The sequence below is a fragment of the Bradyrhizobium sp. Ses1 genome (assembly GCF_059512365.1).
Window position 1 is genome coordinate 147,115 of sequence record NZ_JCAMOQ010000014.1, and the last position, 21,117, is coordinate 168,231.

The following is a 21,117-nucleotide window of genomic DNA, read 5'->3' on the forward strand; positions in this document are numbered from 1 at the left end:
CGGATCACGATCCAAGGCCGGCGTGCCTCAGAGGTGCCGCACCACGCCGGGTCGACCAAGCGGGCATTCCAGCGCATCGCGATCCCATTTTGCGGCAATAGCGGCGGCCTCATAGGTGCTTTGCAGGAATTCCAGCACCGCCCGGTCGGGATCGGCGGAGATGCGCGCGGCATCATAGGGCAGGACGAATTCGCTGAGGGCCTCGCTGAAGAAGGCTGCGTCGGGTCGCACCTTGGCGGTGCGGAAGCCCGCGGGTTCGGGATAGGCATAGGAATAGAACGCCGGATAATCGATGGCGCCGCCGCCTGGCCAGAAACCCGCGCTGCTCACCTCGTGCGAATAGGCCTCGTGTGCCACCGCATCCGGCAGGTTCGGCACGCCGCCGGGATGGCGTGGTGCGCTCCTGCCGGAGAAACGCGTCACCGCGAGATCAAAGCTGCCCCAGAAGAAATGTACAGGGCTGGCTTTGCCGAGGAAGCCGGTGCGGAACTGCTTGAACAGCCGGTCGCAGTTCAAGAGGATCTGGAAGAAGCGCCGCACCGCGTCCGCATCATAGGACCGGTGCTGGCTGTCTTCCGGGAAACGGATCGGGTCCGGTAATTCGTTCGGCATGTCGTCGATCGCAACGTCGATGTCGAGCTCTTTCAGCGCCGCGAGCACCGCCGCGTAGAAGCTCGCCACCGAGAGCCCGGCCAGCGCAAAGTGCCGCTCGGCTCCGTCACTGGTCGAAATGCGCAAGGCGTGATCGATGAAGTCGAAATCGATTTGAAAGGTTCTAGTGCCGTTAGCGATCGGCGAGGTGGTCAGCCCGCGCGCGGTGACATAAAGCGTGACGTGCCACGAATGATTCAGCCAGGGCGACTTGGCCAACCGGATCTTGCCGACGATCTGGGTCCAGAGATGCAGAGTGGCACAGGTGTCACGCCATGCCGCGGTCGGCAGTTCCGGCCATTGAGTTTGCTTGGTGTTGCTCATGCCAGCATCTCGCTGCTTAGTGACCGTGAAGGTAATCACCTTATCACGAGTTCGTTATGGCAGCTTCAAGCATGCGGGCCGACAAATCGACATCACGACTTCGTGCATTCCGGGCAACGGCGTTGCCCGCGCGTGGCACGGAAAAGACTCTTGCACCACCAGCGTCGCGCCATCGCCTGCAGCGGTCTGCGCACCAACTGCGCCATGAAAAGCATTTCAACCATGTCGTGGTCCCCGACGCGCATGTGCCGCCAGGTCCGGGGGGCAGGGACCTGGCGGCTGCAGTCATGCGGTTTTGAACATGAAGGTGCGATCGAAATGAAGGCTCCGACCGCATGCTCTACATAGGGCGATGCTCGCAAACGAGAACGCCCTCGAACTCGCATCAGCCATGCAGTTTCTTCGCGGTCTCCGCGATCACACGTCCTTGATAACGCGCCCCCGCAAGCTCATTCGCGCTCGGTTGCCGGCTGCCGTCGCCGCCGGTGATCGTGGTGGCGCCATAGGGCGATCCACCGGTGACCTCGTCAAGCTTCATCTGGCCGGCAAATCCGTAATTGAGCCCGACCACGGTGAGGCCGAAATGCAGGAGGTTGGTGATGATCGAGAACAGGGTCGTTTCCTGCCCGCCGTGCTGGGTCGCCGTCGAGGTGAAGGCGCCACCGACCTTGCCATGCAGGGCACCCTTCGCCCAGAGACCGCCGGCCTGATCGAGGAAGTTCGCCATCTGCGAGGACATGCGGCCAAATCGGGTGCCGGTGCCGATGATGATCGCATCATAATTGACGAGATCATCGATCTTCGCGACCGGCGCCGCCTGGTCAAGCTTATAGTATGACGCTTTTGCGACTTCGGCCGGCACCAGCTCGGGCACGCGCTTGATATCGACGCTGGCGCCGGCTTCGCGCGCGCCTTCGGCGACCGCGTTGGCCATGGCCTCGATGTGACCATAGGCGGAATAATAAAGGACGAGAACTTTGGCCATGATGGCTCTCCTTTGGTTGGGTGTTGTTGAAGTCGTCCCCGATCAGGCTGGGGATAGGCGCCCGGGCATGACGAGTGGAGTTACGCCGCGTCGACCAGCACCAGCTCGGAATCTTCCAGCGCGGTGATTGTCAGCTTGGCTTCGTCGCGGATCGCGGCACCGTCACGGGCATCGACACGCACGCCGTTGACTTCGATGCTGCCGACCGCGGGCACAAGGTAAAGATGCCGCTTTTGCTCCGGCGCATATTCCGCGCTTTCGCCAGCTTTCAGCGTGGTGGCGAGCACCCGCGCCTTGGCGCGGATCGGCAGCGCATCGGCATCGTCCGCAAAGCCGCTCGCGATCGTGACGAGCTTGCCGGAGCGGTCGCCTTTTGGAAACGGCTTGGAGCCCCAGGTCGGCTCGCCGCCTTGCGTCGTCGGCTCGATCCAGATCTGGAAGATCTTCGTCTTCGACGGCTCGAGATTGTACTCAGCGTGGCGGATGCCGTTTCCCGCGCTCATCACCTGCACGTCGCCGGCCTCGGTCCGGCCCTTGTTGCCGAGCGAATCCTGGTGCGTGATCGCGCCTTCGCGGACATAGGTGATGATCTCCATGTTGGCATGGGGATGCGGCGGAAAGCCGGTGTTCGGCGCGATCTCGTCGTCGTTCCACACCCGCAAAGCGCCGTGGTTCATATTGTTCGGGTCGTAGTGGCTGCCGAACGAGAAGTGGTGCTTGGCCTTCAGCCAGCCATGGTCGGCGCCGCCGAGCTTCGCATAGGGTCTGTGTTCGATCATCGGGGTATTTCCTCAAACTTCGATTGCGTTTGGATACGCCGTCGAGTGTGGTATAGAAATAGAAACTATCGAAACTCATTGTTTCCGTTTGTGGCAGAGGGCGGTCGCCAGAATGTCAAAGCTCCCGGATTTCGAGGCGCTCGCAATCTTCGCAAAAGTCGTGGAACTACGGTCATTTGCGGCCGCCGCAACCGAGCTTGCGCTGTCCAAGGCCACTGTCTCCAAGGCGGTCAGCCGGCTTGAGGATCGGCTCGGGGCCCGATTGTTCAACCGCACCTCGCGGCGGCTGGCGCTGACGGATGCCGGGCAAAAACTGTCCGAGCGCGCCGCGCGGCTGCTTGCCGACGGCGAGGCGGCCGAGAATGAGGCCCTGGCACAATCAGTCACCCCGCGCGGCCTGGTGCGGCTCGCAGTGCCCATGACCTTCGGGGTGAAATCGGTCGCGCCGCTGTTGCCGGAATTTCTGGAGAAATATCCGGAAGTGTCGATCGACCTGCATTTGAGCGACGCCACTGTCGACTTGATCGGCGAAGGTTTCGATGCCGGCCTGCGCATCGCGCGCCTGCCCGATTCATCCCTAATCGCGCGGCGGCTCTGCCCGATGCCGCGTTACACGGTGGCGGCGCCATCCTACCTGAAGCGCTACGGCCGGCCGACGCATCCGATGCATCTCGCCGAGCACAAGTGCTTCGGCTACGCCTATCTCCCGACTGCGGGCGTCTGGCACTACACCAACGCGGCCGGCGAGCAGGCGAGCGTGCGTCCCGCCGGGCAATTGCGCGTCAACAATGGCGAAGCGCTGCTGCCGGCGGTTATCGCCGGCCTCGGCATCGCCGATCTCCCTGATTTCATCATCGGAGAAGCCATCGCGCGCGGCGAGGTCGAGGTGATCCTCAAGGGTTGGAAGCAGCCAGAAGCCGCCGTGCACCTGGTGACGCCCCCCGGCGGCCCGCGCCCCGCGCGCGTCGAAGTGCTCGCCGATTTCCTGGCGAAGCATTTCGTAAAGGGCAGGAGGCGGTGAGGCGAACGCCACCTTTGCCCACTACGCCTTCTATCGGCTACGCTCTTCCCCACAAACCAAACCAAATAAAATCAACGGGGAGAAAATGCCGATGAATCGCCGCGAGCTTTTGAAAACTGCCGCCGTCTTGCCGCTTGCGCATGCCGCGCTTTCGCACGCTGCCTTTGCGCAAGGCGCTGTCTATCCCAACCGCAACGTCACCATGATCGTGCCGTTTCCGGCCGGTGGGCAGGCTGATCTTGCGGCGCGGCCGGTGGCGCTGGCGCTGGAGCGGATCCTCGGCAAGCCCGTGATCGTCGACAACCGCGCCGGCGGAGCTGGCGGCTCCGTTGGCAATGCGCAGGCGGCACGCGCCGAGCCGGACGGCTACACGCTGCTGATGACCCTGTCCTCGCTCGCCGTGCTGCCCGAAGCCGATCGGCTGTTCGATCGCCCCGTCGCCTATGAGGTCTCGCAATTCGCGCCGGTCGCGCGCGTGCTCGCCGATCCGACGCTGCTCGCGGTGCCGGCCTCCGCCCCATGGAAGACGCTGCAGGATTTTGTCGATGATGCCAGACAGCGCCCGGGCCAGATTCCCTATGGCTCGTCCGGTCCCTATGGCACGCTTCACGTCGCGATGGAAATGTTTGCCGCGAGCGCCGGCATCAAATTGCTGCACGTGCCGTTCCGCGGCGCAGGCCCGGCGCTGACCGCGCTGCTGAGCGGCACGGTGCAGGCGGTGGCATCTGCCCCGGGCACGCTGAAACAGCAGGTCGCCGACGGCAAGATGCGGGTGCTTGCCAATTGGGGCGCCGAACGCGTCGCCAGCTTTCCCGACCTGCCGACGTTCAAGGAGTTCGGCTACAAGGATGTCGAGTTCTACATCTGGGCCGGCCTGTTTGCGCAGCGCGCATTGCCGGCGCCGGTCATGACGCGACTGCGCGAGGCGATGGCGGAAGCAGTGAAGGCGCCGGAGGTCGTCAAGACCTTCGAGACCGCCGGCAGTCCGGTTGCCTATCTCGATGCGCCGGAGTTTTCCAAATTCGTCGACGACGACAGCGCGCGGCTGATCGCGGCGGTCAAGAAAATCGGCAAAGTGGAGTAGGCGATTTCACGTTTTGTTGCGGGTCGCGAACCTTCCGCAGTCTCATTCATTTGTCATAGTTAAAACGTGGCGTGTGCTGGAACCGGCGCGCCGAGATGCAATTGAACGAGATGTTTATCGACGAGATATTGGAAGAGGATCCCGCATGCGAACGCCGCGCGTTGCCTTGGGTTATGTAATCCTGATCGGCTCCGGACTACTCGTGCAAAACCCGGCATTCTCCGAAGAGTATCGCGGAACCTGGGAACAGCAGATGGCCTGCACGCCCGACGTCTGGCGGCTCTGCAGCGATCAAATTCCTGATGCCAACCGGATCACGGCATGTTTGCGGCAGAACACGCCGCAACTCTCCCATGATTGCCGTGCGGTATTCGAATCCAGCGCGAGCGCCCAGCAGCCGCCTTCGCGTGCGTCGCCACAAGCCACTCCGCGTGCACGGGGAGCGCCACCGCCGGTGCAGCAGCATCAGTCGGCGCCGTCGAGACGTTACGACGAATAGGCCGACACTTCTTCCTGCGGCCGATGCTCGCAGAGGTCAACCCATTCGGCCGACGTCAATTCCGCCATCCGCGCCGGCGCGATCCTGACTGCGCTGTGGGTCGAGCCCGCGGCGGGTACGACGATGTCGAAAGCCTTCAGTGACACATCGCAATAGATCGGCAATGGCGTCCTCAGGCCAAAGGGGCAGACGCCGCCGACCTCGTGCCCGGTGATATCGGCGACCTCGTGCAGCCCCAGCATCTTCGGCTTGACGCCGAACAGCGCCTTCACCTTCTTGTTGTCCATCCGCGAAGTGCCGCTGGTGACGATCAGCACCACGCGCTCGCCGACCCGCAGCGACAGTGTCTTGGCGATTCGTCCCGGCTCGACGCCATAGGCTTCCGCCGCCAGCGCTACGGTCGCGGAGCTCTTGGTCGATTCGATCACGGCAATGTCGGGCGCCTTCTCGGCGAAGAAGGCGCGAACGGATTCAAGACTCATATTCTAGGACCTGTGGGAAGACACCAGAGCGGGGAGATCGGATAGACCATGGATGCGATAATCCGGCACAACGCCGAGCTCGTCCATCTGGGTGCGCAGCGCCTTGAACATCGTGAGCGGTGGCAAGGTCTCGCTTTCGACGCAGGCGAGCGCCATGGCCTGCGGCGTCACCCGCTCGATCCAGGCGACATTCAAGCCGAACGCCTTGGCACCGCAGGCGTCCCACGGATTCGAGGAGATGAACAGGACGTCCGCGGGGGGGCACGCCAAGCACGTCTTCGATCAGCGTGTAGGCCTCCGGGCTCGGCTTGAAGACCTTCTTGGTATCGACGCTGATGGTTGCGTCGAGCACGCGGTCGAGCCCGCTGTTCCGCACCAGCGCATTCAGCATGTCCGGGCTGCCGTTGGAGAGGATTGCGAGTTTCTTGTCCTTCATCGCCTCGAGTGAGGCGAGCGCATCCGGATAGAGATCAAGATGCAGGTATTTGTCGATGATCCTGTCGAATGTTCCGGCATCATATTGCAGGCCGAGGCTACGCAGTGTGTAGGCGAGCGAGTCGCGCGTGACGACGGAGAAATCCTGGTAGCGCCGCATCAGCGAGCGCAGCCAGCTATATTCGAGCTGCTTGATCCGCCAGATCTGCGTAATGATCTCGCCATAGCCGGGAAACGCATCCTCGGTCACTTCTGCGACCGATTGGACGTCATAAAGCGTGCCATAGGCATCGAAGACGACGGCTTTGATGGTCATTGTCACTTCTCTTGCCCGCCGATCGTCGCATACAGGAATTTGCGGACCGCGTCGACCGATTGATCCCGGGCTGCCTGGTTGAATTCGAGACGATGCCCGAGAAACTGTATCGGCGTTGCGAGGCCCGGAACATCGAAGGCGTGATAGGCGCCGGGATAGACGATGAATTCGATCGGAACGCCGAGGCCCTTCTGGCGCGAGATGCCGTAGTCATCGCGGCCTTCGACAAGGTTGCGGCACTCCTTCGCCAGCGTCCAGTCGTCGAGCTCGCCGATCAGGATCAGCGTCGGCACAGTCATGCTGTCCTTGATGCCGAGGCACGGCGGATAGAATGCAATCGCCGCGTGGAATTTGTCGTTCGATATCCGCTCGATCATGCCGCGCTCGACCGAGGTCAGCGCCAGCAATCCGCCCTGCGAGAAGCCGAGAACCGCGACACGATCGCGATCGACGAAAGGCTGCTGTACGAGGAAGTCCAGCGCCCGATAGGCGTCGAAGACGGTTGCGGGCGGCGGACCGCCGGTGCAGGTGCTGCTGAGGCCGCGCGGACCAAAGCGGTCCACCGTGAGCGTGACATAGCCCCAGGAGACGATCAGCTTGCCCCAGCGCTGGTCGAGCTGGCGCCAGCCGCCATTGCAGCCATGAAGCAGCACCACGGCCGGCAACGAGCCGGCATCGCGGGGCTGCCGCAGGTAACCTTGCAGGGGCTGGGAGCTCGCAAGCGGATTTTCGATCTCGACGAGACGGCCTTCGGGTAGATCAGTCGCGAGGCACGCGGTCAGGAGTGCAGCGACGATGGCAGCGATAGTGGAAGCGACCTTGGCGAGGCTTGGCATCGACCACCTCCCGTTCGCTCGCCTGCCGGCGATCTAGAGCATGATCGGGAAAAGTGGAAACCGGTTTTCCCTCGCGACAAACGCGAAGCGTTTGCGCGGAGATCATGCTCAAACAAAAGAGATAAGATCATGATCCGATTTCGTCTAATCGGATCATGATCCAAAGATCGCTTATATACCCAAAATCTTCCGCGCGTTGGCCTTCAGCACTTTGGGGCGGATCTCCTCGCGGATGTCGAGCTTGGCGAAATCCGCAAGCCAGCGGTCCGGCGTGATCACCGGCCAGTCCGAGCCGAACAGCATCTTGTCCTGCAGGATCGAGTTGATGTAGCGCACGAGGATCGGCGGGAAATATTTCGGCGACCAGCCGGAGAGGTCGATGTAGACGTTCGGCTTGTGGGTCGCGACCGAGAGCGCCTCTTCCTGCCAGGGGAAGGATGGGTGCGCGAGGATGATCTTAAGGTCGGGGAAGTCGGCGGCGACGTCGTCCATATACATCGGATTGGAATATTTCAGCCGCATCCCCATGCCGCCCGGCATGCCGCTGCCGACGCCGGTCTGCCCGGTGTGGAACAGCGCGATCGCGCCGCCGTCATTGATCGCTTCATAGAGCGGATAGGCCAGGCGGTCGTTCGGATAGAACCCCTGCATGGTCGGGTGGAATTTGAAGCCGCGGACGCCGTAGTCCTCGATCAGCTTCCGCGCCTCGCGCACGCCGAGCTTGCCCTTGTGCGGATCGATGCTGACGAAGGGAATCAGCACATCAAGATTTTCCGAGGCGACTTCCAGCATCTCGTAATTGTTGTAGCGGCGGAAGCCGGTCTCGCGCTCGGCATCGACAGGGAAGATCACGGCCGCGATGTTCTTGGATCGGTAATAGGCCGCGGTTTCCGGCACGGTCGGCGGATGCTTATGCGGCGACTTGAAGTACTCCGCCATCTGCGCCTGGAAATCGTCATAGCCGTCGTCGCCATGCATGCCGCAGGGCTCCTCGGCGTGGGTGTGGATGTCGATCGCGACGACATTGTCGATGTCGGGCAGCTTGAGCTTGGGCATTCTTGGGCGTCCTTGGGGTTCCCGGCGGCTTGTTTGCTGGGGTTTCCAAAATTGATTATACTATATAACGAATTCCGCAAGGCAGCCAGAAACCCCGCGGGTTGCAGCCTATTCGGATTGACATTTATGCCAGCGATCGCTTAGAACGCGGCCGTCCCGGGCGGCAGGGCCGTTTTTCGGGATGAATCCCATTTTGCCACATTTGGGCAGGTTTTAGGTTCGGGCTTGAGCACGGCCTTTCAACGCATCAGGATTGTACCATGAAGGTCCGTAACTCGCTGAAATCGCTGCGCGGCCGCCATCGCAACAACCGTCTGGTCCGCCGCAAGGGCCGGGTCTATGTGATCAACAAGGTGCAGCGCCGCTTCAAGGCCCGCCAAGGCTGATCGCGGGTCGCTCCGCCGGCTCGCCCGGACGCAATCGTTTCACACGTCTTTGACGTCGCGCTGCTTTGCAGCGCGACGTTGTGCGTTTAAGCTATGCTGATGGAATTGAGATTCCTCACGCTCATAACCCGCAAGCTTGCGTTCCTGATCGCCGCGATCGTGATTGCGGCGCCGGCGGCAGCGCTTGCCCAGGGCGATCCCCGGGTCATCCCTCCCCCTAAGGAGCAGAAGAAGCTCCCCGAAGCGCCCAGCAAGTTGCCGAAGGTTGGCGCCGACCGCACCCGCGGACTGGATTTCCTGTTCGGGGCGCTGAAAGCGGCGCCTGATGAGGCCAGCGCCAAGCACGTGGAGGCGCGGATTTGGGCGCAGTGGCTGCAGACGCCGAGCGATACCGCTATGCTTCTGATGGTGCGCGCCAAAGCGGCTATGGACGCCCAGAACGCCGATGTCGCGCTGAAACTGCTCGATGCCGTCATCAAGCTGCGCCCCGACTATATCGAGGGCTGGAACCGGCGCGCGACGCTCTATTACCTGAAGAATGACTATGCGCATGCGCTGGAGGACATCCAGCAGGTCCTGATCCGCGAACCTCGCCATTTCGGCGCGTTGGCCGGCCTTGGCATGATCATGCAGGACCTCGGCGACGACAGGCGCGCGCTGGACGCCTTCCGCAAGGCGCTTGCTATCAATCCGCACCTGGAGAAGGTGCCGGAATTGGTGAAGCAGCTCGGCGAAAAGGTCGAAGGCCGCGATATCTAGTCTCACGGGATTAACCACGACTTCCGGCAGCCGATTGCAGCGCGGAACAATTGCCGCTACCCGGCTTGGTTCACGCTCGAACCCGCCTGGAGCGAAGCCATGAAATCCTTGCTGTTGGCTGGCACGGTGATCGTCGCAACGACCGCCGTCGGTCTTGCCGAAGGCCTCTATTGGGTGGTGGGCAATCGCGCCACCAACACCTGCGACATCGTCACCAGCAACCCGATCGTCGACGGGAACATCTGGTTTGCCGACGGCCCCTACAACTCGGTCGATGACGCCAAGCTCGCGCGCTCCACGATCAGCCAATGCCCAAAGGATCAACCGCCGGCCGACAACCCCAAATAGGGGCTCAAGTGACGGCGCCGGATCGAGCCCTTGAACTTAATGCAGCAGTCTGCCGCTGCGGGTGAACTGGTCGCGCGCCGCTGCCGCATAGAGCTGTTGCAGCTCGGCCTCGAGTTGTTCATTGACCAACAGCAGCGCCCTCAATGCGCCATGCAGGTCACCATTGCAGCTTGCGACGATCTGGTCGATAGCCGCCTCGCACGGATCGGAACTCATTGATACTCCTCCGAATTTCCTTATGAACTGTTGCTGCGGCGTCCTGTTCCTGTGGATTGCGTGGACAGGCTTGCCGTGTTCCATCTCGATCAAGCCGCGTGTTTTGGCAGAATGCCGGCGAGAATCTACGGAATAGGTAATGACGCTGGTATGAACCCGCTATCCACAGGCGGGACGCATTGTGGAAAACCGGAGGGGCCTGACGATACGACATCGGCATCGCCGGACGCCGTAATTTCCCCTGCAACAGATCAACCGGGCCTCATTGATGACGATTGTGATCGCGGTGGCGGCGCTGGCGTTGCTGGCCGCAGCCACGCAGCTAGGCGTCGCGCTGGTGCAACGGGCCTTTCCCGCGCAGGGCGTGATGATCGAGGTGACAGGCGATGTGCTGCATGTCCTCGATATCGGCCCGCGCGAGGCGCCCTCGCCACCGATCGTGATGCTGCACGGTGCAAGCTCCAATCTCGAGGTGATGCGCCGCCCGCTCGGCGAGCGCCTCGCCCGAGATCACCGCGTGATCCTGATCGACCGTCCCGGCCATGGCTGGAGCACCCGCGCACGGGCCAGCGACTCCACGCCTGCCATCCAAGGCCGGATGATCTCGGAGGCGCTGACGAAGCTCGGCATCGAGCGGGCGGTCGTGGTCGCGCATTCCTGGAGCGGCGCGCTGGGCCTGAGATTGGCGCTCGATGATCCCGACCGCATAGCCGGCCTCGTGCTGCTCGCGCCGGTCGCCTATCCCTGGAGGGGCGGCGTCGGCAGGTATAACGAGCTGATCGCCACGCCTGTGATCGGCCCGCTGTTCGCCTACACGATCACTCTGCCGCTTGGTACCCTGCTCGCCGGCCCGGGCGCACGCGGTGTATTCCTGCCGCAGACCATGCCGGACGGTTTCGTAAAAGACACCGCGACGCCGCTTTTGCTGCGGCCGCGCGAATTCATCGCCAACGCGCGTGACCTGGTGACGTTGAAGGCAGCGGTGGCCGAGCAGGCGCCGCGCTACGGCATGATCAAGGCGCCCCTCACCATCATCACCGGCGACGCCGACAAGACGGTGTCGACCGACATCCACTCCCGCCCGCTCGCGGCCGCCGTGCCGCATGCCAAGCTGATCGTGCTGCCGGGCACCGGCCACATGATCCAGAACGCTGCACCTAGCTTGGTGATCCGGGAGATCGAGGAGATGATTAGGAAGCCGCATAGCGCTGTGGCGGGAGGATAGTAGAAACGCTTCACGCGTCGGAAGTGAAGAGGCCGGCTACGGCGCGCCCAAGCGCCGTAGCCCGTCAAGAAGCGTTACTGCTGCTTGATCTTCCCATCCTTGTCGAACTGCGAGAGGAAGGCCCAGAGGTTGTTGGCTTCCGTCTCGTTCTTGATGCCGGCGAATGCCATCTTGGTGCCGGGAATCTTGGCCTTGGGGTCCTTGATGTATTCGAGGAACTGTTCCTTGTTCCAGGTGATGCCGGAGTTCTTGTTGGCGTCCGAATAGTTGTAGTCAGGCGCGGTACCGGAGTGGCGGCCGTCGATGCCATTGAGCTCGGGGCCGACCTTGTTCTTGGCGCCTTCGCCGATCGCATGGCAGGCGAGGCACTTGTTGAACGAGGTCTTGCCGGCGGCAACATCCTGCGCCTGCGCGCCCGACGCAACGAACACTGAGGTGACGACGGCCAGCGCGCTCAAGATCGATGTTTTCATGTGGTGCTCTTTGTTTCTTCCCTGGTAGGTGGGCGGGTCGCTTGTGGCAGGCCTGCCTCGATTGGACAAGTGACGAAACTTTGACAGTGTTCACGGCGGCAGGCTTGCCCGAGAGAGAACTTTGATCTGCGGGGCGGCAAGTTTCGCCCGGGCTTCCCATTTGGGCCCGGAAATGCTTGATTTTCCCGGATAAACCGATAAAGCGCAAAGCTTGGAGGGACCCGCATGGCCATCATGATGCCGGCTGCCGATCAGGCGGTTCTCAATCGCCGCAGCGAGATCGTTGCTGCATTGCGGGCGATCGTGCCGGGCGAGGGCGTGATCGACAGTGCGGCCGAGATGCTGGCCTACGAATCGGACGGCCTCACGGCCTATCGCCAGCCGCCGATGGTCGTGGTGTTGCCCGATACCACCGAGCAGGTCTCCAAGGTCCTGAAATATTGCCATGAGCGGAGCATCAAGGTGGTGCCGCGCGGCTCCGGCACGTCGCTGTCCGGCGGCGCGCTGCCGCTGGCGGACGGCGTGCTGCTGGGCCTCGGCAAATTCAAGCGCATCCGCGAGATCGATTTCGACAACCGCGTCGTCGTGACGGAGCCAGGCGTCACCAATCTCGCGATCAGCCAGGCGGTGGCGCATGCCGGCTTCTACTATGCGCCTGATCCCTCATCGCAGATCGCCTGCTCGATCGGCGGCAATGTCGCGGAGAATTCCGGCGGCGTCCATTGCCTGAAATACGGCATGACCACCAACAACGTGCTCGGCTGCGAGATCGTGCTGATGAACGGCGAGGTCCTGCGCATCGGCGGCAAGTCGGCGGAGAACGCCGGCTACGACATCATGGGAATCATCACGGGCTCGGAGGGCCTGCTCGGCGTCATCACCGAAATCACCGTGCGCATCCTGCAGAAGCCGGAGACGGCGCGCGCGCTGATGGTCGGTTTTGCCGAAGTCGAGGCCGCCGGCGAATGCGTCGCGCGCATCATCGGCGCCGGCATCATCCCGGGAGGCATGGAGATGATGGACAAGCCGGCGATCCATGCCGCCGAAGCCTTCGTCCATGCCGGCTATCCGCTCGACGTCGAGGCGCTCCTGATCATCGAGCTCGACGGCCCTAGCATCGAGGTCGACGAGTTGATCCGGCGGGTCGAGACCATCGCGCAGGGCTGTGGCTCGGTGACTTGCCAGATCTCCAATTCGGAAGCCGAGCGCAACCTGTTCTGGGCCGGCCGCAAGGCGGCCTTCCCCGCGGTCGGGCGGATCTCGCCCGATTACCTCTGCATGGACGGCACCATCCCACGCGGCGCGCTGCCGAAGGCCTTGGCGCGCATCCGCGAGCTGTCGGAAAAGTACCAGCTTGGCGTTGCCAACGTGTTTCACGCCGGCGACGGCAACCTCCATCCGCTGATTCTCTATGATGCCAACAAGCCCGGGGAGATGGAGCGGGCGGAAGCTTTCGGCGCCGACATCCTGCGCTGCTGCGTCGAGCTCGGCGGCGTGCTCACCGGCGAGCATGGCGTCGGCATCGAGAAGCGCGACCTGATGCCGGAAATGTTTTCCGAGATCGATCTCAACCAGCAGCAGCGCCTGAAATGCGCCTTCGATCCGCAAGGCCTGCTCAACCCCGGCAAGGTGTTTCCGACCCTGCACCGCTGCGCCGAACTCGGCCGCGTGCACGTGCATGGCGGCAAGCTGGCATTTCCGGATATTCCGCGGTTCTAGCCTTTCCTTCTCCCCTTGCGGGAGAAGGTGGCGCGAAGCGCCAGATGAGGGCTTGTTTCCATGGGCGCAGGTGTTCGTGGAGAGAGACCCCTCACCCAAGCGAGCTCGCTGCCGGCAGCGGAGCTGCCCTCTCCCACAAGGGGAGAGGGCGCATCAACTGGCGCCGCGAAGGCGTTCTTCCCTTCTCCCCTTGCGGGAGAAGGTGGCGCGAAGCGCCTGATGAGGGGTTCTCTGGGCGGGCGCAGGCGCTCGTGGGGAGAGATCCCTCATCCTAGCGAATACGTTGCTCGGGCCGGAGTAGCCCTCTCCCACAAGGGGAGAGGGCGCGGCAATTGGCGCCGCGGCACGCGACTATCGACCATCACAGCAGCGCGTATTGCGTGCGTTCGCGTTTCGCCAATAGCGGCAGCGCTTCGCCGGCGATGTAGGTCTTGAAATGCGCGCTGTCCTGATGCGCCTTGAAGGCGGCCTCGTCGCGGAACAGTTCGTAGAACAGGAACTGCGCTGGGTTGTCGTTGGCGCGCGAGATCAGGAACAGCTTTGCACCCGCCTCGCGCTGCGCCTCGGGCAGGAAGCGCGACAGGATATCGGCGATCCGGTCGGCCTGGCCTTCCTTCGCCTCCCATTGCGCGACCACCAGCAAGCCGCCGCCCTCGACGGCGTCTCTCACGGTCTTGTCGATTGCATATTGACCCATAGCCGTTGCTCCTTTGATTGGGTTGCGTGGAAGCTGCTTCCTACATCTCCTGCCGCCGTAGATAATTCGATATCGAGCGAAGGATGTTCGAAATCGATTCGATGGTGATCGAAATATCTAAGCGGATGGAGGCGCCGGGATCGCGTGCCGAATCGATCGGCGGCGGGCGACTGCGAAACCGTTATCTTCCACCATCGTGCCCTTGTGTCCGGCATCGATGCCTATAGAAGGGATGGCAAGAACAGCAGCGGTTGCGGTGGAAGGGCAAGGCGGTAGGCGTGGACATCAGGAAGGTACGGGATGCTGCAGACGTCGAGCAGGTGGTCCGGGCGGCGATCGCCGCCGAGCAGCCGCTCGAGATCATCGGCCACGGTTCCAGGCGAGAAATCGGCCATCCGATGGCGACCAATGCGGTGGTCGATCTCGCCGCGCTGAACGCGGTCGTCTCCTATCAGCCGAACGAGCTGATCATCACCGTGCAGGCCGGCGCGCCGCTTGCCGACGTGCAGTCGCTGATCGATGCCAAGAACCAGCAATTCGCCTTCGAGCCGGTCGATAGCTCGGTGCTGCTCGGCACCAAAGGGAGCGGCACCATCGGCGGCATGATCGGGGCGGGACTCGCCGGGCCGCGCCGGATCAAGTCCGGCGGCGTCCGCGACCATCTGCTCGGCGCCCATGCCGTCTCCGGCTTCGGCGACAGCTTCAAGACCGGCGGCAAGGTGGTGAAGAACGTCACCGGCTACGACCTCTGCAAATTGCTCAGTGGCTCCTGGGGAACGCTCGCGGTAATGACGGAGGTGACGCTGAAGGTGATGCCGAAGCCGGAAGCCGAGCGGACGCTCGTCCTGCGCGGTCTGGACGACGTCACGGCGGGCCGTGCCATGACCGCGGCGCTCGGCTCGCCCTTCGATGTCTCCGGTGCGGCGCATCTGCCCAACTCGGCGTTCCGGCTGACCGTTGCCGCGCTCGCTGCTCTGGGGGCGCCAGAGCAGGCCGTCACGCTGTTGCGGCTCGAGGGGATTGCGGCATCGGCCGCGCACCGTGCGGCCCACCTCGCCAAGACGCTCGCCTCCTACGGCGCGGTCGAGGCCATCGAGGACGCCGCCTCCCTCTCGATCTGGAGCGCGCTGCGCGACGTCGCGCCGTTCGCGGCGGCTGGCACGCTCGGCGCCTGGCCGGTATGGCGGATCGTCTGTCCCCCGGCCTCGGGCGGCGCGCTGGGGCAGGCACTGGCACGGGAGACCGGCGCTGATGTGATCTACGATTGGGGCGGCGGGTTGATCTGGGCGGCGGTGCCGCCCAAGGCGGATGCGCAGGCCGCGCAGGTGAGGGGCCGCGTCGAGGCTGCCGGCGGCCACGCCACCCTGATCCGCGCATCCGAGGAGGTCCGGCGCGCCGTCGACGTGTTCCATCCGCAGCCGCGCGGGCTCGCCGATCTCAGCGAGCGCGTGCGCCAGAGCTTTGACCCCAAGAACATCCTCAACCGCGGCCGACTGACGCGGGGGAATGCATCATGAAGACCGAATTCTCGCTCGCTCAACTCGCCGATCCCGATATCGCCGAGGCCGACAAGATCCTGCGCGCCTGTGTCCATTGCGGCTTCTGCACCGCGACCTGCCCGACCTATGTGCTGCTCGGCGACGAGCTCGATAGTCCGCGCGGCCGCATCTACCTGATCAAGGAGATGCTGGAGAAGGACAAGCCGCCGACGGCGGAGGTGGTCAAGCATATCGACCGCTGCCTCTCTTGCCTCGCCTGCATGACCACCTGTCCGTCCGGCGTGCATTACATGCATCTCGTCGACCAGGCCCGGGGCAGGATCGAGCGGGACTATCAGAGGCCGTTCACCGAGCGACTGCTGCGCTCCGTGCTCGGCTTCGTGCTGCCGCGACCCGCCGCCTTCCGCACCAGCATGGTGCTCGCCCGCTTGGCTCGTCCGTTCGCGGCGCTATTGCCGACGCCCAAGGCTGAACCCACCCCAAGCCTGCTCCGGCGAATCAAGGCGATGCTGGCGCTGGCGCCATCCAATCTGCCGCCGGCGGGCCCGCCATCGGGAAGCGTGTTTCCGGCGGTTGGGACACGGCGGGGACGGGTCGCGCTGTTGCAGGGGTGTGCCCAGCAGGTGCTCGCGCCGCGCATCAACAAGGCCGCCGTCAACGTACTGACCCGCCACGGCATCGAGGTGGTGCTGGTCAAGGACGAGCAATGCTGCGGCGCGTTGACCCATCACCTCGGACAGGATGGCGATGCGCTCGCGCGCGCCCGGGCCAACATCACGGCATGGGGGAGGGAGGCGGAACAGCGCGGCCTCGACGCCATCCTGGTGACCACGTCAGGCTGCGGCACCGTGATCAAGGACTATGGTTTCATGCTGCGCGAGGACCGCGAATTCGCTGCTCCGGCCGCAAAGGTCTCCGCGCTGGCAAAGGACATCACCGAATATCTGGCCGGCATCGAGCTCGATCCGCCGCGCCTCGAAGACGAGGTCACCATCGCCTATCACTCCGCTTGTTCGCTGCAGCACGGGCAGAAAATCACAGGCCTTCCGAAAGTATTGCTTTCCAAGAATGGATTCGTGGTGAAAGATGTACCGGAGAGCCATTTGTGTTGCGGTTCGGCGGGGACCTACAACATTCTCCAGCCCGACGTTGCGATGAGGTTGCGCGATCGGAAGCTCGCCAACCTCGCGACAATCAAGCCGGACATGATCGCTGCGGGCAATATTGGCTGCATGGTTCAGATTGCCAGCGGTACGTCAGTTCCTGTGGTGCACACGATTGAGCTTCTCGATTGGGCGACAGGAGGTCCTCGGCCAGGGGTGAATTGATCGATTGCCTATCGAGCATGAACCGGACCCGGGGGCCGTGTTGGGGCGATGCGGGTAGCGGTTTTCTCCACGACAGACGCACGCGTTTGCGCGGAGGCCATGCACGACCAAGGACGGGGCGGGAGGTGCTTCGAACAAGCACGATCCTGATCCGGGCAAGCGGACTATTCGAAGCGCTCGACAGACTGAATCAGCGGCAACAGGAGGATCACGATGGCTAAAGCGAAGAAGGGTAAGAAGGGGAAAAAGGCCAAGAAGGTTAAGAAGGCGGTAGCGGCGAAGAAGTCTGCGAAGAAGGTCGCCAAGAAGGCCGCGAAGAAATCTGCCAAGAAGGCTGCCAAGAAGACCGCGAAGAAGTCGGTAACGAAGGCCGCGAAAAAAGCCGCCAAGAAGGCGGCGCCCAAAAAGGCCGCGCCGAAGAAGGCTGCCAAGAAGAGCGCGGCAAAGAAAGCTGCAGCTCCCAAGCCGGCGGCCCCGGTCGCTGCCCCCACTCCCGCGCCGGAGCCTGAACTCGGTCCGAGCTGGGCTACCCCCAGCCCTTCGGAGAGGTCGGAAGGCTCGGAGGACTCATCCAGTCCGTCCTGACGCAACCAAGCCAAACCTGACGCAAGAGCCGCAGCGCTTTACCGCTGCGGCTCTTTCGTTTTCAGGCGCATGGATCGTAGCGCTACAGGGATGATTCGTCGGACCGTTGCAGAAGAGACTCAGCCCGCCACGGTTGGGCGGCGCGGGCGCACTTCACGAGGAGGGGAAGTCGGTAAAGTTGTTGTGAGATTGCAACACCCGTCAACAACCTCTTTCAAAAGGGGCAGAACGCCTAAAAAGTCGGCACATGCTCGTCTTTTTTGCTTCAACACAAGGGGGGTCGCGTTCCAGATTGGCTGCGGATTTTGGTCGCAGTCGGTGATCGCTCGCCCCGGGGGGCCGGAAGAGCTGGACTGTTTTTTGAACGTGTGGGGATCCTTCATGAAGAAACTGGCCTTGTTAGCAACGGCGCTGGCAACGTTCTCAAGCTCGGCAATGGCTGCCGATATGGCGGTGAAGGCCGTCAAGGCGCCGCCGCCGCCCGCGTTCGAACCCTGGGATTTCGCCTTCGGCGCTGCACTGATGAGCGACTACGTGTTCCGCGGGATCACCCAGTCGAACCATAAGCCTTCGGTCGCGGCTTATTTCGAACCGCGCTACAACGTCACCAAGGACCTGCAGCTCTACATCGGCGCCGCCGGTGAGAGCATCTCCTTCCCGAACCGCGCCGCTGCCGAGATCGACATCTACGGCGGTATCCGCCCGACCTTCGGCATCTTCGCCTTCGACTTCGGTGTTTGGGGTTACCTGTATCCGGGCGGCTCGTGCTTCAATTCCGCCGCGCTCCCGGGCTCCGGCATTCCGGGGTCGGACTCGAGCTGCGCCGCCAGCCCGTTCGGCAATTCAGACCCGATCACGGGTGGCCTGCCGATCAACGGCAACTTCGCCAAGAAGAGCGCGAGCTTCTATGAAGGTTACGCCAAGCTCAACATCAACATCAACGACCAGTGGGCGGTTGGCTTCAACGAGTACTACTCGCCGAACTTCCTGAACCTCGGCGCCTGGGGCAACTACGCGTCGGTCACCGCCAAGTGGACCGCGCCCTCGACCATCTTCGGTTCTTCCGGCGTCGGCATGTACATCTCGGGCGAGTTCGGTCGGCAGTGGCTCGGCACCTCCGACTCCTTCTATGGCACCACCGTTGCCAGCCCGCTTGGCGGCGGACCGTTCCCCGGTGGTATCCCGGAGCCGAGCTACAACACCTGGAATATCGGCATCGGCTTCACCTACAAGGTGTTCACGCTCGATCTGCGCTACACCGACACCAACCTCTCGAAGGGTGATTGCAACGCCTTCACCAGCGACTACACCGCCCGCTTCGACGGCAGCTTCACGCCGATCAACCCGGGTGGCTTCAGCTCCAACTGGTGCGGCGCCACGGGTATCGCCAAGCTCTCGGCTGACCTGACCGCGATCTCGAACCTGAAGTAAGTTCCATACACGTGGATCAAGAGGGCGGCGGAGCAATCCGCCGCCCTTTTCATTTGTTCCGGTGGCGCGTGCTGCGCGAGCAGGCCGACTGCGTCCTGTAGTCTCGTAGCCCGGGTGGAGCGCCAGCGTAACCCGGGACCGCCGGTAGACGCTGGCACAGGTGTCCCGGGTTGCGCGTTCCGCTCCACCCGGGCTACGAAGCTCATCAGCGCGGCTCGCGCACCGCGCTCTAGTCTAAGGCGACGCCGCGATCTTGGTCGCGTCCCGCAACCCAAACCGGTCGCCATCGCGGACCAGCGCGATGTTGCGCTGGTGGAATTCCTCCAGCGTCGAGCGGTGGCCGATCGAGACGATCGTGGTGGCCGGCAATTCCTCCATCAGCAAACGATAGAGCGCGGCTTCCGAGGGCTCGTCCAGCGAGGCGGTGGCCTCGTCGAGGAACAGGTAGTCGGGTGCATGCAAGAGCGCGCGCGCCAGCCCCAGGCGCTGCTGCTCGCCGAGCGACAGCATTCTGTTCCAGTGTCCCTCTTCTTCTAGCCGTGAAGCGAGCTGGGGCAGTCCGATCTGGCCGAGCACTTCCCTGATCCTGTCAGCGCTGAACTTTTCTGCTTCGGCGGGATAGACGATCGCCGCGTGCAGCGAGCCGATCGGGAAATAGGGCTTTTGCGGCAGCATCATCAGCGAGGCGTGCTCGGGAATGACGATCGAGCCGCTGCCGAACGGCCAGATGCCGGCGACGGCCCGGAACAGCGTCGACTTGCCCGCGCCGGACGGCCCGGTCACCAGCGTGCGTTCGCCAGGACGAAGCTTGAGCTCGGTCGTTGAGACCAACGGCGCGCCGTTGGGCAGTCGCACCAGAAGCTGTTGCAGCGCGATCGCATCGCTCGCCGCGGGGGCCGCTTTGACTGCGCTGGGATCGGTCGCGAGCCTCTCCGCCTCCGCGATCGATCGTTCGAAGCCGTCGAGACGGGCGACCACCGAACGCCATTCCGCCATGGTGCGATAGACCGATATGAAGAACGACAGCGCATCCTGCACCTTGCCGAACGCTTCCATGATCTGCATCACGGTTCCGAGCTGGATCTTGCTGGCGAAATAGGCCGGCGCGGACAGGATGACGGGAAACACCACTGCGGCTTGCGAGTAGCTCTGCGTGAACGCAGTCAGCCGTTTGGTCCGGCTCATGATGCCGTACCAGTTGGAGACCACGCTGCCGAAGCGCGTCGATAGCTGCTCGCGTTCGGCGCGATCGCCCTTGAGCAGCGCGATCTGTTCGGAGTTTTCGCGGACCCGCACCAGGTTGAAACGGAAATCGGCCTCCAGCCGCTGCTGATCGAAATCGAGCCGCACCAGCGGCGAGCCGATCCACTGTGTCAGAGCCGTGCCGAAGATGGCGTAGACCAGCGCGCCCCACACCAGATAGCCGGGGAACGACACGTCGCTACCGAACAGATGCAACGGCGCCGCCGCGGACAGGCCCCAGAGAATTACGACGAAGGATGCCAGCGTCACGATCGAGCTCAACAGCCCGATGCCTAGCCCCAGCGTCTGACTGACGAACATCTTGATGTCGTCGCTGATGCGCTGGTCCGGGTTGTCGGCGGCATCGCCGTGAAGCTGCATGCGGTAGTGGTTGGCATCGTGCAGCCATTCGCCGAGATATTTACTCGTCATCCAGCGGCGCCAGCGGATCTGAAGCCACTGGTTGAGATAGAGCTGATAGATCGACAGCACGGTGAGGATCGCGGCCAGCACGCAGAACACGATGAGCTCGCGGACGAAGCCGTCCCAGTCCCGCTCCTGCAGCGCGTTGTAGAAACGATTGCGCCATTGGTTCAGCAGCACATCGTTGGCGACCAGCGCCAGCTCGATCGCGATGACCGCGGCAAGCAGGCCGCGGCCGGCCCATTTGTCTTCGGAGTTGAAATAAGGCGCTGCAATGCGCCACACCGTCGCGAGCGTCGAACGAATGTTGTTCACAGA

At 63.2% G+C, this 21,117-nt stretch carries 22 protein-coding genes and 1 pseudogene; 11 read left to right on the top strand and 12 right to left on the bottom strand.

Annotated elements, in window-relative coordinates; translation table 11 throughout:
• Positions 1-27: 27 nt before the first annotated feature.
• The 3 genes from AC5ZG5_RS18735 to AC5ZG5_RS18745 form a co-directional block, all read right to left on the bottom strand.
• Positions 28-975: a DUF5996 family protein gene (locus AC5ZG5_RS18735; RefSeq protein ID WP_456643208.1), complete on the bottom strand. Its 948-nt coding sequence runs from the start codon at positions 973-975 to the stop codon at positions 28-30.
• Between the two features lie 385 nt (positions 976-1,360).
• Positions 1,361-1,960, bottom strand: coding sequence for an NAD(P)H:quinone oxidoreductase (gene wrbA / locus AC5ZG5_RS18740; protein ID WP_456643207.1), 600 nt, complete (start codon positions 1,958-1,960; stop codon positions 1,361-1,363).
• An 80-nt stretch (positions 1,961-2,040) separates the two neighbouring features.
• Complete coding sequence (locus AC5ZG5_RS18745) at positions 2,041-2,739, bottom strand: pirin family protein (protein WP_456643206.1); 699 nt, start codon at positions 2,737-2,739, stop codon at positions 2,041-2,043.
• A gap of 112 nt (positions 2,740-2,851) precedes the next feature.
• On the opposite strand from AC5ZG5_RS18745, the gene AC5ZG5_RS18750 reads away from it, so the two are divergent.
• The 3 genes from AC5ZG5_RS18750 (at position 2,852) to AC5ZG5_RS18760 (ending at position 5,343) form a co-directional block, all read left to right on the top strand.
• The gene (locus tag AC5ZG5_RS18750; RefSeq protein WP_456643205.1) at positions 2,852-3,760 is read left to right on the top strand and encodes a LysR family transcriptional regulator; all 909 of its coding nucleotides are present in this window, start codon (positions 2,852-2,854) and stop codon (positions 3,758-3,760) included.
• 91 nt (positions 3,761-3,851) lie between these two features.
• Positions 3,852-4,844 carry a tripartite tricarboxylate transporter substrate binding protein gene (locus AC5ZG5_RS18755; protein ID WP_456643204.1) on the top strand — a complete coding sequence of 331 codons (993 nt, stop codon included), beginning with the start codon at positions 3,852-3,854 and terminating at the stop codon, positions 4,842-4,844.
• A gap of 145 nt (positions 4,845-4,989) precedes the next feature.
• The gene (locus AC5ZG5_RS18760; protein WP_456643203.1) at positions 4,990-5,343 is read left to right on the top strand and encodes a hypothetical protein; all 354 of its coding nucleotides are present in this window, start codon (positions 4,990-4,992) and stop codon (positions 5,341-5,343) included.
• Here the strand turns inward: AC5ZG5_RS18760 and AC5ZG5_RS18765 are convergent.
• The 4 genes and pseudogenes from AC5ZG5_RS18765 to AC5ZG5_RS18780 all read right to left on the bottom strand — a co-directional run bounded on the left by AC5ZG5_RS18765 (position 5,331) and on the right by AC5ZG5_RS18780 (position 8,468).
• Positions 5,331-5,825, bottom strand: a complete 495-nt coding sequence (locus AC5ZG5_RS18765; protein WP_028166978.1) for a YbaK/EbsC family protein — start codon at positions 5,823-5,825, stop codon at positions 5,331-5,333. The two genes, AC5ZG5_RS18760 and AC5ZG5_RS18765, sit on opposite strands and share 13 nt — an antisense overlap.
• 3 nt (positions 5,826-5,828) lie before the next feature.
• Positions 5,829-6,576, bottom strand: a pseudogene (locus AC5ZG5_RS18770) (haloacid dehalogenase type II).
• A 2-nt stretch (positions 6,577-6,578) separates the two neighbouring features.
• Entirely contained in the window at positions 6,579-7,412 is an 834-nt protein-coding gene (locus AC5ZG5_RS18775; RefSeq protein ID WP_456643201.1) for a dienelactone hydrolase family protein, read from the bottom strand.
• 171 nt (positions 7,413-7,583) lie between these two features.
• Positions 7,584-8,468, bottom strand: a complete 885-nt coding sequence (locus tag AC5ZG5_RS18780; RefSeq protein ID WP_028166975.1) for an amidohydrolase family protein — start codon at positions 8,466-8,468, stop codon at positions 7,584-7,586.
• Between the two features lie 260 nt (positions 8,469-8,728).
• Here AC5ZG5_RS18780 and ykgO point away from each other — a divergent pair, with 260 nt between their 5' ends.
• From ykgO to AC5ZG5_RS18795, 3 genes are all read left to right on the top strand, one after another.
• Complete coding sequence (gene ykgO / locus AC5ZG5_RS18785) at positions 8,729-8,854, top strand: type B 50S ribosomal protein L36 (protein ID WP_002718645.1); 126 nt, start codon at positions 8,729-8,731, stop codon at positions 8,852-8,854.
• Positions 8,855-8,953: 99 nt separating this feature from the next.
• Positions 8,954-9,613: a tetratricopeptide repeat protein gene (locus AC5ZG5_RS18790; protein ID WP_456643200.1), complete on the top strand. Its 660-nt coding sequence runs from the start codon at positions 8,954-8,956 to the stop codon at positions 9,611-9,613.
• Positions 9,614-9,712: 99 nt separating this feature from the next.
• The gene (locus AC5ZG5_RS18795; protein WP_130226843.1) at positions 9,713-9,961 is read left to right on the top strand and encodes a hypothetical protein; all 249 of its coding nucleotides are present in this window, start codon (positions 9,713-9,715) and stop codon (positions 9,959-9,961) included.
• A gap of 36 nt (positions 9,962-9,997) precedes the next feature.
• On the opposite strand, the gene AC5ZG5_RS18800 is transcribed toward AC5ZG5_RS18795, so the two are convergent.
• Positions 9,998-10,177, bottom strand: a complete 180-nt coding sequence (locus tag AC5ZG5_RS18800; protein ID WP_454616855.1) for a hypothetical protein — start codon at positions 10,175-10,177, stop codon at positions 9,998-10,000.
• A 268-nt stretch (positions 10,178-10,445) separates the two neighbouring features.
• On the opposite strand from AC5ZG5_RS18800, the gene AC5ZG5_RS18805 reads away from it, so the two are divergent.
• Positions 10,446-11,402, top strand: coding sequence for an alpha/beta fold hydrolase (locus AC5ZG5_RS18805; protein ID WP_456643199.1), 957 nt, complete (start codon positions 10,446-10,448; stop codon positions 11,400-11,402).
• A 74-nt stretch (positions 11,403-11,476) separates the two neighbouring features.
• Here AC5ZG5_RS18805 and cycA read toward each other — a convergent pair whose 3' ends face one another.
• Entirely contained in the window at positions 11,477-11,875 is a 399-nt protein-coding gene (gene cycA, locus AC5ZG5_RS18810) for a cytochrome c-550 CycA (protein ID WP_028166970.1), read from the bottom strand.
• Between the two features lie 225 nt (positions 11,876-12,100).
• Between cycA and AC5ZG5_RS18815 the strand changes: the two genes are divergently transcribed.
• Entirely contained in the window at positions 12,101-13,594 is a 1,494-nt protein-coding gene (locus AC5ZG5_RS18815; protein ID WP_208823798.1) for an FAD-linked oxidase C-terminal domain-containing protein, read from the top strand.
• Positions 13,595-13,955: 361 nt separating this feature from the next.
• Here the strand turns inward: AC5ZG5_RS18815 and AC5ZG5_RS18820 are convergent, their stop codons facing one another.
• Entirely contained in the window at positions 13,956-14,291 is a 336-nt protein-coding gene (locus AC5ZG5_RS18820; RefSeq protein ID WP_456643198.1) for a putative quinol monooxygenase, read from the bottom strand.
• 278 nt (positions 14,292-14,569) lie between these two features.
• On the opposite strand from AC5ZG5_RS18820, the gene AC5ZG5_RS18825 reads away from it, so the two are divergent.
• Both AC5ZG5_RS18825 and glcF read left to right on the top strand, forming a co-directional pair.
• Positions 14,570-15,808, top strand: a complete 1,239-nt coding sequence (locus AC5ZG5_RS18825) for an FAD-binding protein (RefSeq protein ID WP_456643197.1) — start codon at positions 14,570-14,572, stop codon at positions 15,806-15,808.
• Positions 15,805-17,118, top strand: a complete 1,314-nt coding sequence (glcF, locus tag AC5ZG5_RS18830; RefSeq protein ID WP_456643196.1) for a glycolate oxidase subunit GlcF — start codon at positions 15,805-15,807, stop codon at positions 17,116-17,118. The genes AC5ZG5_RS18825 and glcF overlap by 4 nt, the downstream gene beginning before the upstream one ends.
• Before the next feature lie 164 nt (positions 17,119-17,282).
• On the opposite strand, the gene AC5ZG5_RS18835 is transcribed toward glcF, so the two are convergent.
• Entirely contained in the window at positions 17,283-17,708 is a 426-nt protein-coding gene (locus tag AC5ZG5_RS18835) for a hypothetical protein (RefSeq protein WP_165435288.1), read from the bottom strand.
• A 376-nt stretch (positions 17,709-18,084) separates the two neighbouring features.
• Here AC5ZG5_RS18835 and AC5ZG5_RS18840 point away from each other — a divergent pair, with 376 nt between their 5' ends.
• Entirely contained in the window at positions 18,085-19,134 is a 1,050-nt protein-coding gene (locus AC5ZG5_RS18840) for a TorF family putative porin (protein ID WP_130226837.1), read from the top strand.
• A 234-nt stretch (positions 19,135-19,368) separates the two neighbouring features.
• Here AC5ZG5_RS18840 and AC5ZG5_RS18845 read toward each other — a convergent pair whose 3' ends face one another.
• On the bottom strand, positions 19,369-21,114 hold the full coding sequence (locus AC5ZG5_RS18845) for an ABC transporter ATP-binding protein/permease (protein ID WP_456643195.1): 1,746 nt from the start codon (positions 21,112-21,114) through the stop codon (positions 19,369-19,371).
• Between the last annotated feature and the right edge of the window lie 3 nt (positions 21,115-21,117).